A 15,374-nucleotide genomic window follows, 5' to 3' on the forward strand; every position below is an offset into this window, starting at 1 on the left:
ACTTCAGGTGCGCGACCAGCGCGGTCGTCGTCGGGTAGTCGAAGATCAGCGTCGCGGGCAGCTTGAGCCCGGTGGCCGCGGCCAGCCGGTTGCGCAGGTCGACCGCGGTCAGCGAGTCGAACCCGAGGTCGGTGAACGCCCGGTTCGGCTCGACCTCGCCCGGCCCGCCGTAGCCCAGGACGCCGGCGACCTGGGTGCGGACGAAGTCCAGCACGTCACGCTCGCTCACGCCCTGGGGGTGCTCCGCCGCGGCTTCCATCGCCGCGCCGGCCTCGGGGACGCCGAGCAGCAGCGGGCTCGGCCGGACGGCGGTGAACGACGGCACGTACCGCGCCCAGTCGACGCCCGCCACGGTCAGCGTGGTCTCGCCGTGGTCGAGGGCCTGCTGCAGCGCGGCGATCGCCAGCTCCGGGTCGAGCGCCCGGATGCCGCCGAGGCGCTGCCGCTCGGCGACGGCCGCGGCGTCGGCCATCCCGGTGTCGGCCCACGGGCCCCAGGAGATCGACGTCGCGGCCAGCCCGAGCGAGCGCCGGTGCTCGGCCAGCGCGTCGAGGTAGGCGTTGGCGGCGGCGTAGTTGCCCTGGCCGGGCCCGCCCCAGACCCCGGCCGTCGACGCGAACGAGACGAACGCCGTCAGGTCCAGGTCCTTGGTCAGCTCGTGCAGGTGGAACGCGGCCAGCGCCTTGGGCTTCAGCACCCCCAGCAGCCGGTCCGGGGTGAGCGAGTCCAGCACGCCGTCGTCGAGAACCCCGGCGGCGTGCACGACGGCGGCCGGCGGGTGTTCGGCCAGCACGGCGGCGAGTGCGTCGCGGTCGGCGACGTCGCAGGCCACGACGGTCGCGCGAGCGCCGAGACCGGCGAGTTCTTCGCACAGCTCCGCCACGCCGGGGGCATCGGCCCCGCGGCGGCTGGTGAGCACCAGGTGCCCGGCGCCGCGGCGCGCGAGCCACCGGGCAACCTTCGCGCCGAGCGCGCCGGTACCGCCGGTGACCAGCACGGTTCCCTCCGGCGTCCACTCGCGGTCCGGTGGGGTCGCGCTCGACGGCGACCGCAGGAGGCGGCGGGCGAAGACGCCGGACGCGCGGACGGCGACCTGGTCTTCGTCGCCGGTGAGCGCGGCGGCCACCCGGGCGAGAGCGCGGTCGTCGAGGTCGGCGGGCAGGTCGAGCAGCCCGCCCCAGCGGCCGGGGTGTTCGAGCGCGGCGACGCGGCCGAGACCCCACACCGATGCCTGGGCGGGATTGCGGAGGGGGTCGGCCTTGCCGGTCGACACCGCGCCGCGGGTGAAGGTCCACAAGGGAGCGTCGCCGACTACCTGGATCAGGGTCAGGGTGTCGACGAGCCCGCGGTAGGACACGTCCGTGCCCAGCAGCGAGACGATTCCGGCGGCTTCGACGCCCCCGATCCGCTCGGCCAGTGCGGCCCGGTCGAGACCGGGCTCGACCTCGACCGTGACGGTCTCGGCACCGAAGCGTTCGAGGGGCAGCGGGGTCTCGTCGCCCGGACGGCGCACGACGAGCCAGGTGCCGTCGAGCCGGGCCGGGGCGCCGGCGGTGACCGGCTGCCAGCCGACGCGGTACCGCCAGTTGTCCACAGTGGATTCTTCGCGCCGTTGCCTGCGGTACGCGGCCAGCGCGGGCAGCAGCTCCTCGACGGCGGCCGCGTCGAGGCCGAGCGTGCCGGCCAGCCCGACGGCGTCGTCGCGCTCGACGGCCGACCAGAAGCCGGCGTCGGCGGCGTCGGAGGCCGCGGCGACGTCGCCCGGGCCGGGCAGCGTCGGCCAGTAGCGCTGCCGCTGGAACGGATAGGTCGGCAAGTCCACCACGGACCCGGTCAGCACGGGCGTGAAGTCCACGTCGGCGCCACGCACCCACAGCTCGCCGGCGGAGGCCAGGAAGCGGGCGAGCCCGCCTTCGCCGCGGCGAAGCGAACCGGTGACCACGGCGTCGGCGAGAGTCCCGGCGATCGCGGTGCCCAGCACGGGGTGCGCGCTGGACTCGACGAACACGTCGAAGCCCTGCTCGCCGAGCGCCACGGTGGCGGGCGCGAACAGCACCCGCTGCCGCAGGTTCCGGTACCAGTACGCGGCGGTCAGCTCGGTGGTGTCGAGCCAGTCGCCGGTGACGGTCGAGTAGAACGGGATCCGCCCCGGCTCCGGCGTGACCGGCGCGAGGACGTCCATGAGCTCGGCCTCGATCGCCTCGACGTGCGCGGAGTGCGACGCGTAGTCGACCTGGACCTTGCGAGCCCGGACGCCGTCGGCGGCGCAGCGGGCCAGCAGGGCGTCGACCTGCTCCGGGTCACCGGAGACGGTGACCGCGTTCGTGCCGTTGAGCGCGGCGATCGACAGCCCGGGCGGCAGCTCGATGTCCTCGGCGGGCAGCGCCACCGACGCCATCGCGCCCCGGCCCGCCAGCGACGTCCGGATCACCTTGCTGCGCAGGGCGACCACCCGCGCGCCGTCTTCGAGGGAGAGGCCGCCGGAGACGCAGGCGGCGGCGATCTCGCCCTGGGAGTGGCCGATGACGGCGTCGGGGTGGACGCCGTAGGACTCCCACAGCGCGGCGAGCGACACCATGACCGCCCAGCAGGCGGGCTGCACGACGTCGACCCTGGTCAGGGCTTCGGCGTCGCCCAGGACGTCGGTCAGCCGCCAGTCGACGAACGGCTCGAGCGCGGCCGCGCACTCGGCGAGCCGCTCGGCGAACACCGGCGCGGCGCCGGCGAGTTCGAGGGCCATCCCGGCCCACTGCGAGCCCTGCCCGGGGAAGACGAACACGGTCTTGCCGGGTGTCCGGGCGACCCCGCGCACGGCGGGATCGGCCAGCCCGGCGAGCAGCTCGTCCCGGCCGGCGCCGACGACGACGGCCCGGTGTTCGAACGCCGACCGCGTGGTGGCCAGGGACACGGCGACATCGGCGACGTCGGAGTCCACCGTGGACAGCAGTTCGGCTTGCCCTCGCAGTGCGTCGGCCGTGCGCCCGGACAGCACCCACGGCACCGCGGCCGGCATCTCGCGCTCAGGTCGTCGCGTGGTCTCCGTGGCCTGCTCGAGGATCAGGTGCGCGTTGGTGCCGCTCATGCCGAACGACGAGACCCCGGCCCGGCGCGGGCCGTCGGCGGGCCACGGCCGGGTCTCGGTGAGCAGGCTGACCTCGCCCGCGGACCAGTCGACGTGCGGGGACGGGACCTGCGCGTGCAGCGTCTTCGGCAGCACGCCGTGCCGGATGGCCTGGACCATCTTGATCACGCCGCCGACGCCCGAAGCCGCCTGCGCGTGCCCGACGTTGGACTTGAACGACCCCAGGTACACCGGCCGGTCACGGTCCTGGCCGTAGGTGGCGATGATGGCCTGCGCCTCGATCGGGTCGCCCAGCTTGGTACCCGTGCCGTGCGCCTCGACGACGTCCACTTCGGACGGCGCCAGCCGCGCGCTGGCCAGCGCCCGCCGGATCACCCGCTGCTGCGACGGCCCGTTCGGGGCGGTCAGGCCGTTGGACGCGCCGTCGGAGTTGATCGCGGAACCCTTGATCACCGCGAGGACGCGGTGGCCGTTGCGCTCGGCGTCGGAAAGCCGTTCCAGCATCAGCATTCCCGCCCCCTCGGCCCAGCTGGCACCGTCGGCGTCGGCCGAGAACGGCTTGCTGCGCCCGTCCGCGGCCAGCGCGCGCTGGCGGCTGAACTCGACCAGGGAGACCGGCGTCGACATGACCGTGACGCCGCCGGCGAGGGCCAGCGTGCAGTCGCCGTCGCGCAGGGACTGGCACGCCCAGTGGATCGCGACCAGCGAAGACGAGCACGCGGTGTCGATCGAGACCGCGGGCCCTTCCAGGCCGAAGGTGTAGGCGACGCGGCCGGAGAGCACGCTCGGCGAGTTGCCGGTGCCGAGGAAGCCCTCGAAGCTGTCGGTCGCGGCGCCGAGCAGGCCCCCGTAGTCCTGGTAGGTGATCCCGGCGAAGACGCCGGTGCGGCTGCCGCGCAGCGTGGCCGGGTCGAGGCCGGCGCGTTCCATCGACTCCCAGGACACTTCGAGCAGCAGGCGGTGCTGCGGGTCCATCGCGACGGCTTCGCGCGGGCTTATCCCGAAGAAGCCGGGGTCGAACGCGCTCGCGTCGTGCAGGAAGCCGCCCTCGCGGGCGTAGCAGGTGCCCGGGGCGTCGGGGTCGGTGTCGTAGAGGGCCTCGAGGTCCCAGCCGCGGTCGGTGGGGAACGGCGAGATCGCGTCACCGCCCTCGGCGACCAGCCGCCAGAGGTCGTCGGGGTCGGCGATGCCGCCGGGGTAACGGCAGGCCATGCCGACGATCGCGATCGGCTCGTCGACCCGGGTGACGGCCTCGGCGCTCTCCTCTTCCGCGCCGAACAGCTCGGCGTGCAGCGCCTTCGCCAGCGCCGTGGGGGTCGGGTGGTCGAAGACCGAGGTCGCGGGCAGGCGCAGGCCGGTCACGGTGTTCAGCGCGGTGCGCAGCTGGACGGCGGTCAGCGAGTCGACGCCGAGCTCCTTGAACGCCCGGTCCGCGCCGACCGCCTCGGGCCCGCCGTGGCCGAGGACCAGCGCGGCTTCGGTGCGGACGAGGTCGAGCAGCGCCCGGTGCCGGTCGGCCTCGGGCAGCCGGGCCAGCCGCTGGTGCAGCGCGTTGCCCGCGTCGGCCACCCGGGCGACCGCGCGGCGGGTCTTGGCCTTGGCCGGGACCTTCTCGGCGACGCGGAGCGCGCCCCGCGTGCCCAGCAGGTCGAACGTCCCCTCGGGGCGGTAGGCGAGCGCGCTGTGCGCGACGGCTTCGAGCACCGCGGTCTGGGCGGCGGCCAAGCCGTCGCCGCCCGCGGCGGTGAGGACCACGAGGTCGACGTCCAGCTCGGCGAGGTTGAAGGCGGTGTCGGCGCGGTCGCGCAGTCCGGCCGGCCCCTCGCCCAGTCCGATGTGGACAGCGGTGGTCACGTCCGGGAGGTTCCGCAGCGCCCGCGCCAGTTCGTGGCGGTCGGCGGGGTCGCAGACGACGCCCTCGTACCCGGGCACCTGCGCCGCGCCCAGCACGACGAGCCGCTGGACACCCCGTTCCTCGACGAGGTGCCGCGCGACGGCGGCGCCCAGTTCGCCGGAGGCCCCCGTGAGCAGCACGGTGCCCTCGGGCTTCCAGGCGTCCGGCGTGACCGCGGTGGTCCGGGGTTCGTAGACCACGCCGTCGCGGAGCGCGAGCCGATCCGCTTCCGGCTCGACGACCTCGCCGTCGACCAGCGCGAACCGGCCGGGGTGCTGAGCCAGCACCGGCTCCACGGCCCCCCAGACGGCGGCTTCCACCACGTCCGGCACCTCGCCGGCGCGGACGGCGACCGCGCCGCGGGTCACGAACACCAGCCGGGCACCGGCGAACCGCGGGTCGGCGAGCCAGGCCTTGACCAGCGCCAGCGCCCGTTGCGCGGAAGCCCAGACGGCCCAGGTGAGGTCGTCGGTGTCCTCAGGTCGGCAGGACGCGAACACGACCTCGGGCACCGCATCGGCGGCGGCCAGTTCGGCGAACTCCCGGTAGGCGGGCAGCTCCCCCAGCCCGAGGTCACCGATCACCGCGGCCGGTCGTGAGTGTGAAACAGGGTTAGAACACTGTTTCTCACTCACGACCCACTCGACGCGGTGGTGCGTGGTGGGTGCGTGGCGGGTGGCGGGGCGCAGGACGACGGCGTCGGCCGCCGCGACGACCTGGCCCGTCGGGTCCGCCACGGTCAGTTGGACCGCGTTTTCCGTCCGGCGCAGGCGGACGCGCAGCTCGGTCGCGCCCGTCGCGTGCAGGCTGACGCCTGACCACGAGAACGGCAGCATGTCCGGCAGGCCGGCGAACGCCAGCGCGTGCAGCGCCGCGTCCAGCAGCGCCGGGTGCAGTCCCCACTCCTCGGTGTCGGTTCCGGCGGGCAAGGCCACCTCGGCGAACACGTCGTCGCCCGACCGGTACGCGGCTCGCAGGCCCTGGAACGTCGGCCCGTAGGCGAATCCGGCCGCCGCACGCTGGGTGTAGAAGTCGTCGATCGGCAGTGCGTTCGCGGGCGGCCACTGCGTCAACGCGTCCGAAGTAGACAGTCCGTTGATGAGCGTTCCCGAGGCGTGCCGGATCCAGCCGTCGCCGCGGGTGTAGACGCCGAACGCCCGCCGGGTTCCCTCGGTGGCTTCGACGCGGACCTGCACCGGGACCCCGCCGTGCTCCGGCAGGACCAGCGGAGCTTCGAGGACCAGTTCCTCGACCTGGTCGCAGCCCACCTCGTCGGCCGCGCGCAGCGCCAGCTCCACGAACCCCGCGCCCGGGAACAGGATCTCGCCGTGCACCCGGTGCTCGCCCAGCCACGGCGCGCTGTCGACCGAGAGCAACCCGGTGAGCACGACAGCGTCCGCGCCCGCCAGCTCCACGGCCGCACCCAGCAGGCCGTGCGCCGCGCCGGACTGGCCCAGCGACGCCGGGTCGCCGTCGGCGTCCGGCACCTCCAGCCAGTAGCGCTCGCGCTGGAACGGGTAGGTGGGCAGCTCGACGCGCGAGCCGTCGCCGACGACGCGGGCCCAGTCCACGCCGGCGCCGTCGACCTGCAGCTCGGCGAGCGCCGAGAGCACCGTGCGGGCCTCGGGACGGCCGGACCGCAGCGCCGGCACGGCGATCCCTTCCACGGACTCCGCGACCATCGCGGAGAGGACCCCGGCCGGGCCCAGCTCCAGGAACCGCGTCACGCCGCGACCGGCCAGCGTGCGGACGCCGTCGGCGAACCGGACCGTGGCGCGGACCTGCCGGACCCAGTACTCCGGGTCGGCCAAGCCGGTGGCGATCTCCCCGGTGACGTTGGACAGCACCGGCACGGTGGGCTCGTGGTAGGTCAGCCCGGCCGCCACCGCGCGGAAGTCCGCGAGCATGCCGTCCATCCGGGCCGAGTGGAACGCGTGGCTCACCTTCAGCCGCCGGGTCTTCCCGAACCTCGCGGCGACCGCGAGGACGGCGTCTTCGTCGCCGGACAGCACGACCGACGACGGCCCGTTGACCGCGGCCAGCGACACGCGGTCGGTCAGCAGCGGCGTGACCTCGTCCTCGCTCGCCTGCACGGCGACCATCGCGCCGCCTCCGGGCAGCGCCTGCATCAGACGAGCGCGGGCGGCGACGAGCGTGCACGCGTCCTCGAGGGACAGCACGCCGGCGACGTGCGCCGCCGCGAGTTCGCCGATCGAGTGCCCGCCCACGAAGTCGGGCCGGACGCCCCAGCTTTCGAGGAGCCGGAACAGCGCGACCTCGACCGCGAACAGCGCGGGCTGGGTGTACGCCGTCTCGTCGAGCCGCTCCCCCGAGGTGACCGCCGTGCGCAGCGAACCGCCGAAGTGCGCGCACACCGCGTCGAAAGCGCCGGCGAACACCGGGAACTCGCGGTACAGCTCGCCGCCCATGCCGGCGCGCTGCGCGCCTTGACCGGTGAACAGGAACGCCGTCCGGCCCTTGGCGGCCGTCCCGCGCACCACCCCGGCGGACTTGGTGCCCTCCGCCAGGGCCGCGAGCCCGGCCCGGAGTTCGGTCGCGTCCTCGGCCAGTACGACGGCGCGGTGCTCGAACGCCGACCGGGTCGCCGCCAGCGACCAGGCCAGGTCGCCGACGTCGCCCGCGGCGTGGTCGAGCAGCCGGGCGGCCTGCGCCCGCAGCGCCTTCTCCGACCGGCCGGACAACGCCACGGGCACGAGCCCGGTGCGCCGCGGCCGGGGTAGCTCGGGTTCGCTCGCGGGTGCCTCTTCGAGGACGACGTGGGCGTTGGTGCCGCTCACGCCGAACGCCGAGACGCCGGCCCGGCGCGGATGTCCGCCCGCCCGCCACGGCACCGGTTCGGTGAGCAGGGAAACGCTGCCCGCCGTCCAGTCCACTTCGGACGACGGCTGCGCGGCGTGCAAGGTCTTCGGGAGGAGCTCGCGCTGCAGGGCGAGCACCATCTTGATCACCCCGGCGACGCCGGCCGCGGCCTGGGTGTGCCCGAGGTTGGACTTCAGCGAACCGAGCCACAGCGGGCGGTCGCGGTCGCGGCCGTAGGTGGCCAGCAGTGCGTGCGCCTCGATCGGGTCGCCGAGCCGGGTACCGGTGCCGTGCCCCTCGACGGCGTCCACATCGGACGGTTCGAGCCCGGCGTCGGCGAGCGCGGCCCGGATCACGCGCTGCTGCGACGGGCCGTTCGGGGCGGTCAGGCCGTTGGACGCGCCGTCGGAGTTCACCGCGGAGCCGCGGACCACGGCCAGGACGGGGTGCCCGAGCCGCCGGGCGTCGGAAAGCCGTTCCAGCACGAGCACGCCGGCGCCTTCGGACCAGCCGGTGCCGTCGGCGGCGGCGGAGTACGCCTTGCACCGGCCGTCGGGCGCGAGCCCGCGCTGCCGGCTGAACTCGACGAACGCGGCGGGGTTGGCCATCACCGCGACCCCGCCGGCCAGGGCCAGGGAACACTCGCCCGAGCGCAGGGACCGGGCGGCGAGGTGCAGGGCGACCAGCGAGGACGAGCACGCGGTGTCCAGCGTGACGGCCGGGCCTTCGACGCCGAGGTGGTAGGCGATCCGTCCGGAAAGGACACTGCCCGCGTTGCCGGTGAGCAGGTGCCCGCCGAGACCTTCCGGGGCTTCGCGCAGGCCGGCGGCGTAGCCGGAGACGCCCGCGCCGACGAACACGCCGGAGCTGGTCCCGGCGAGGGACCGCGGGTCGATGCCCGCCCGTTCCAGGGCTTCCCACGAGCTTTCGAGCAGCAGCCGCTGCTGCGGGTCGGTGGCCAGGGCCTCGCGCGGGCTCATCTCGAAGAAGGCGGCGTCGAACTCGGCCGCGCCGGCCAGGAAGCCGCCGTCGCGGGAGTAACTCTTGCCCTCGGCGTCGGGATCGGGGTCGTAGAGGCCCTCGACGTCCCAGCCGCGGTCGGCGGGCCAGGCCGAGATGGCGTCGCCGCCGTCGGCCAGCAGCCGCCACAAGTCCTCCGGCGAGGCGATGCCGCCGGGCAGGCGGCAGCTCATGCCGACGATGGCGATCGGCTCGTCGGTCGTTTCGACGCGCTGAGCCGGGACTTCCTCGTCGCCGCCGAAGAGCTCGGCGACGAGGAAGTCCGCGAGCACGGTGGCCGACGGGTGGTCGAACACGAGCGTCGACGGCAGTTTCAGGCCGGTGGCCGTGCTCAGGCGGTTGCGCAGCTCGACGGCGGTCAGGGAGTCGAAGCCGAGGTCGCGGAACGGCCGGTCCACGGCGACGGACGCCGGGTCGGCGTGCCCGAGGGCGGCCGCGGCTTCGCGCTGGACGAGGTCGAGCAGTTCGCCGGCGGAGAGCTCGGGACGCGGGGCGGCTCCCACCGGGACGTCGAGGGCGTCCCGGACCTCGGGCAGGTCGCCGAGCAGGGCGCTGGCGCGGGCCGCGGTGAAGCCGGGCGCGAACCGCGCCCAGTCGACGTCGGCCACGGTCACGGCGGTGTCACCGGCGTCGAGTGCCTGCCGCAGCGCGGTGATCGCCAGGTCCGGCGCCAACGGGCGGAGACCGCGGCGGCGCAGGTGGTCTTCGGCGCCCTCGTCGGCGAGCATGCCCCCGCCGGCCCAGGGCCCCCACGCGACCGATGTCGCGGCCAGCCCCGCCGCTCGGCGCCGGTGGGCGAGGCCATCGAGGTAGGCGTTGGCGGCCGCGTAGGCGCTCTGGCCCCCGCTGCCCCAGACGCCCGCGATGGAGGAGAACAGCACGAACGCGTCCAGCTCGCGGTCGCCGAGGACGGCATCGAGGTTCTCGGCGCCGGCGAGCTTGGCGGCGGTGAACCGGGCAAACCCGGCGGGAGTGAGCCCGGCGAGGGGCGCGGACTGGGCGACCCCGGCGGCGTGCACGACGGCGCGGAGGTCGTCGAGGCCGCCGATCAGGTCGGCGAGGGCTTCGCGGTCGGTGACGTCGCAGGCCGCGACGGTGGCGGTGACGCCCAGGGCGGTCAGTTCGTCGCGCAGCTCCGGCGCGCCGGCGGCGTCGAGGCCGCGGCGGGAGGTCAGGACGAGGTGCCCGGCGCCGGCGCCGGCCAGCCAGCGGGCCACTTCGGCGCCGAGCGCCCCGGTCCCGCCGGTGATCAGCACGGTGCCGCTGGGCCGCCACGATCGGCCTGCCGCGGCCGGGGCGCGCTCCAGGCGCGCGCCGAAGACAGCGGAGTCGCGAACCGCGACCTGGTCCTCGGTCCCACCGAGCACGCTCGCGAGCCGGGCGACCGCGCGGTCGTCGAGGGCCCGCGGCAGGTCGACCAGACCGCCCCAGCGGCCCGCGTGTTCCAGCGCCGCGGTCCGGCCGAAGCCCCACAACGCCGCCTGCGTCGCGCTGCGGACCGGGTCGGCGCCGCCGACGGAGACCGCACCCGACGTCACGCACCACAGGGGCACGGTGTCGCCGAGCGTCTGCAGGAGTTCCAGGGTCGCCGCCAGCCCGGCCGGAATCCCTTCCGCTGTAGGACGTTCGTCGAAGGCGAGCAGGGACAGCACCCCCGCGAAGTCGCCGTCAGGCAAGTCAGCCAGGCGCGCGGGAACGCAGTCGAGGCCCGCGGTCAGCGCCTCGGCGAAGTCCGGCTCGACACCGTGCTCGGGGAGCACCAGCAGCCAGGTCCCCGGCGCCCGGTCGGCCTGCCCGGACAGCGGACGCCAGTTCACCGCGTACCGCCACTTGTCCACAGCGGACAGTCCGGCCCGCTCGTTGTGCCACCGGGCAAGCAGCGGCAACGCCGTCTCGAGGCCGGCCCGTTCGGCGGCGTCCAGAGTGGACGACAACGCGGCCAGGCCGGCGTGCTCGACCGCCGTCCAGAATTCGGCGTCCGGTGCGGTCTTCGTGATGCGCGGCCAGTAACGCTCGCGCTGGAACGGGTAGGTGGGCAGCACGACGAACCGCCCCCGCGGCACCACCGCGGCCCAGTCCGGGCCGCGGCCGCCGACGTGGAGGTGGGCCAGCGCGGTGAGCAGCGTCCGTTCCTCGGGCCGGTCCTTGCGCAGCAGCGGCACCGAGGGGAACGCGGCCAGCGCCGAAAGCACGCCGTCCGGGCCCAGTTCGACGCCGCCGGTCACGCCCAGCTCGGCCAACGTGGCGACGGCATCGGCGAACCGCACCGGCTCGCGGACCTGGCGCACCCAGTACACCGGCGTCAGGATCTCGTCGCCGGCCAAGCGGCCGGACACAGTGGACACCAGCGGGATCTTCGGCGGGTGGAAGGTCAGCTCGTCGGCGACCGCCGCGAACGCGTCCAGCATCGGGTCCAGCAACGCCGAGTGGAACGCGTGCGACACCGCCAGCCGCCGGACCTTGCGGCCCAGCCCGGCGAAGTGCCGCTCGATCGGCTCGAGGGCGTCGACCTCACCCGAGACCACCATCGCTCGTGGACCGTTGACGGCCGCGAAACCCGCGCCGTCGCCCAGGACCCCGGCGACCTCCTCCTCGGTGGCCTCCACGGCCAGCATCGCCCCGCCCGAGGGCAGGGCCTGCATCAGGCTCGCCCGGGCCGCCACCAGCCGGCAAGCGTCCTCGAGGGAGAGGACCCCGGCGACGTGCGCGGCCGCCAGCTCGCCGATCGAGTGGCCCGCCACGTGGTCCGGCCGGACGCCCCACGACTCCAGCAGCCGGAACAACGCCACTTCGATCGCGAACAACGCGGGCTGGGTGTACCCGGTTTCGTCCAGCAGCGCGGAGTCGCCGAAGACGACCTCCCGCAGCGGGTGCTCCAGCGCCGGGTCCACCAGCGCGCAGACCGCGTCGAAGGCATCGGCGAACACGGGGAACCGCGCGTACAGTTCCGCCCCCATGCCGGCGCGCTGCGAGCCCTGGCCCGAGAACAGGAACGCCGACTTGCCGGCGGCTTGCACCCCGCGGATCAGGTTCGCCGCCGTCCCGCCGGCCGCGAGAGCTTCCAGACCGGCCGCCAGCTCGGCGAAATCCGCCCCGAGCACGACGGCCCGGTGCTCGAAACCGGCTCGCCCGGCCAGACCGGCGGCGACGTCCGCGACATCGGCGTCCGGCAGCCGCAGCAGGTCACCGGCGGCCTCCCGCAGCGCGGCTTCGGACCGACCGGACAGCACCCACGGCACGAGACCGGCCGCGGCCGCCGGAGACTCCGTCGTGGCCACGCCTTCGAGGATCACGTGGGCGTTCGTGCCGCTGACCCCGAACGACGACACGCCCGCACGACGCGGGCCGGCGTCCGGCGGCCAGGCCTGCGCCTCGGTCAGCAGCGCCACCGCGCCGCCGTTCCAGTCGATGTGCCGCGACGGCCGGTCGACGTGCAGGGTCTTCGGCAGCAGGCCGTGCTCCAGCGCGAGGACCATCTTGATGATCCCCGCGACTCCCGCGGCCGCCTGCGTGTGCCCGATGTTGGACTTCAGCGAACCGAGCCACAGCGGCCGCTCGCGGTCTTGCCCGTAGGCGGTGATCAGCGCCTGCGCCTCGATCGGGTCACCCAGGGTCGTGCCGGTGCCGTGCGCCTCCACGGCGTCCACATCGGACGGTGCCAACCCGGCCGAAGCGAGCGCCGCCCGGATCACCCGCTGCTGCGAAGGCCCGTTCGGCGCGGTCAGCCCGTTCGACGCACCGTCCTGGTTCACCGCGGAGCCGCGCACCAGCGCGAGCACCGGGTGCCCGTGGCGGCGCGCGTCGGACAGCCGTTCCACCAGCAGCAGGCCGACGCCCTCGCCCCAGCCCGTGCCGTCCGCGCCGTCCGCGAACGCCTTGCAGCGGCCGTCTTCGGCCAGGCCGCCCTGCTTGCCGAACTCCAGGAACGCGCCCGGCGTCGTCATCACCGTCACGCCGCCGACGAGCGCCATCGAGGATTCGCCCGAGCGCAGCGACTGCGCCGCCCAGTGCAGGGCCACCAGCGACGACGAACACGCCGTGTCGACCGTGACCGCGGGGCCTTCCAGGCCGAGCACGTAGGAGATCCGGCCGGAGACGACCGAGCCGGCGTTCCCGGTCCCGGCGTGGCCTTCCGAACCGCCTTCACCGGCCTCGCGCAGCAGGGCCGCGTAGTCCTGGCCGTTGGTTCCGATGTAGACACCGACCTGGGCACCGCGCAGCGACGACGGGTCGATGCCCGCGCGCTCGAAGGTCTCCCAAGACGTCTCCAGCAGCAGCCGCTGCTGCGGGTCCATCGCGAGGGCCTCGCGCGGCGAGATGCCGAAGAAGCCGGCGTCGAAGTCGGCCACCCCGTCGAGGAAACCGCCGTGACGCGTGTAGGTGGTGCCCTCGCGGCCGCGGTCCGGGTGGTACAGGTCGGCCAGGGGCCAGCCGCGGTCGTCGGGGAACGTGGTGACGGCGTCGCGGCCGCCGGCCAGGAGGTCCCACAGGTCTTCGGGCGAGCGCACCCCGCCGGGCAGGCGGCAGGCCATCGACACGATGGCGAGCGGCTCGTCCTCGACGACGGCGGGCCGCGCGGCAGCCGGGGCCGCGGCCGGCTCGCCGCGCAGGTGGGTGGCGACGGCGGCCGGGGTCGGGTAGTCGAACACCAGTGTCGCGGGCAGCGGGCGCCCGGTCGCCGCGCCGAGGCCGTTGCGCAGCTCGACGGCGGTCAGCGAGTCGACGCCGAGGTCCTTGAACGCCCGCTCGGGCTCGACCGCCTCCGGCCCGGGGTAGCCGAGCACGGCGGCGGCCTGGGTACGGACGAGATCCAGCAGGAGCGCGTACTGGTCCTCCGTGGACAGACCGGCCAGCCGCTCCGGCAGTGGCTGTTCGCCGGGAGTGCGCATCGCGTCCCGCGCCTCGGGCAGGTCGCCGAGCAGCGGGCTGGGGCGGGTGGCGGTGAACCCGGGCACGAACTTCGCCCAGTCGACGTCGGCGACGATCGGGTTCGGCTCCCCGCCGGCGATCGCGCGGCGCAACGCGGCGACGGCCAGGCGCGGTGCCATCGGCGGCACGCCACCCCGGCGCATCCGGTCGGCGACCAGGTCGTCGGCCGCCATACCGCTGCCACCCCACGGACCCCAGGCCACCGCGGTGGCGGGGAGCCCGGCGGCGCGGCGCTGTTCGGCGAGCGCGTCGAGCCCGGCGTTCGCGGCGGCGTAGGCCGCCTGCCCGACCGCGCCGAGACTGCCCGCGAACGACGAGAACAGCACGAACGCCGACAGCGGGCGGTCGCGGGTCAGCTCGTCGAGGTGCCGCGCGGCGGCGAGCTTGGGCCGCAGCACGGTGTCGAGCTGCTCGGCGGTGACGCCTTCGAGCACGGCGTCGTCGAGGACGCCGGCGGTGTGGACGACGGCGTCGAGGTCGGGCAGCGAGGCCAGCAGCCCGGCGACGGCGTCCCGGTCGCCGACGTCGCAGGCGGCGACGGTGACGCGGGTGCCGAGCGCGGTCAGCTCGTCCCGCAGCGCCGCCGCGCCCGGGGCTTCGAGACCGCGGCGGCCGGCCAGGACGAGGTGCCCGGCACCGCTCTCGGCCAGCGTCCGCGCGACCACCGACCCCAGCGCGCCGGTGCCGCCGGTGATCAGCACGGTCCCGGTCGGCGACCACGGCTCGGCGGTCTCGCCGGCGGTCCGCCGCAGCCGGCGGCCGAAGACACCCGAAGCGCGCAGCGCCACCTGGTCCTCGGCCGAGGTCAGGACGGCCACGAGCCGGTCGAGGGCGCGGTCGTCGAGCTCGGCGGGCAGGTCGACCAGACCGCCCCAGAGCTGCGGGTACTCCAGCGCGGCGACCCGGCCGAGGCCCCACAGCGGAGCCTGCCCGGGTGCGCGCAGCGGGTCGGACCGCCCGGTGGAGACCGCGCCCTGCGTGGCGACCCAGACGGGGGCGGTCGCACCGCGGACCAGCTCGATGGTGCGCAGCAGGGTCGTGGACGCCTCACCATCGAGAGCCAGCAGGGAAAGGACACCGTCGGCGCGCTCGGGCAGCCGGTCGAGCGTGACGGGCAGGAACCCGCGGCGCTCCAGGGCGTCGAGGACCGGGGAGGTGAAGCCCTCCGGCACGACCGCCAGCCACGTCCCGGTGAGCTCGGCCGGCGCGGCCGGCACGGGCGCCCAGCCGATCCCGTACCGCCATCGGTCCACAGTGGACTGCTCGTGCCGCCGGGCGCGGTAGGCCGACAGCGCCGGCAGCAGTTCCCCGACCGCGTCGGCCGGCAGGTCCAGCACGTCGGCGAGGGTGCCGGTGTCCACAGCGGACCAGAACGCGTCGTCTCCGGCCCCGGCGGCGACAGACGGCTCCAGCCAGTAACGCTGCCGCTGGAAGCGGTACGTCGGCAGGTCGATCCGGCGGCCACCGGGCAGGACGGCCGGCCAGCCGGGTCCGTGCCCGGACACGTGCGCCTTGGCCAGGCCGGCCAGCGCGGCCGGAACCTCCGGCCGGTCGCGGCGCAGCAGCGCCGAGCACCCGAGAGGGCCGCGAGGCGCAACGGCTACCCTGGTGGTTCGAACGGCCGCACGA

Annotated in this window: 1 protein-coding gene (only partly in view); it reads right to left on the reverse strand. The window is 75.3% G+C overall.

Annotated features, from left to right (window positions below; genetic code table 11):
* On the reverse strand, positions 1 to 15,250 hold the 5' portion of the coding sequence (locus ACWEVP_RS25015) for a type I polyketide synthase (RefSeq protein ID WP_452064973.1). It extends 6,338 nt beyond the left edge of the window; 15,250 of the gene's 21,588 nt are visible here — the first part of the coding sequence; the start codon lies at positions 15,248 to 15,250; the stop codon falls past the left edge of the window.
* Positions 15,251 to 15,374: the final 124 nt, after the last annotated feature.

It is taken from the genome of Amycolatopsis sp. NPDC003865 (genome assembly GCF_053605345.1).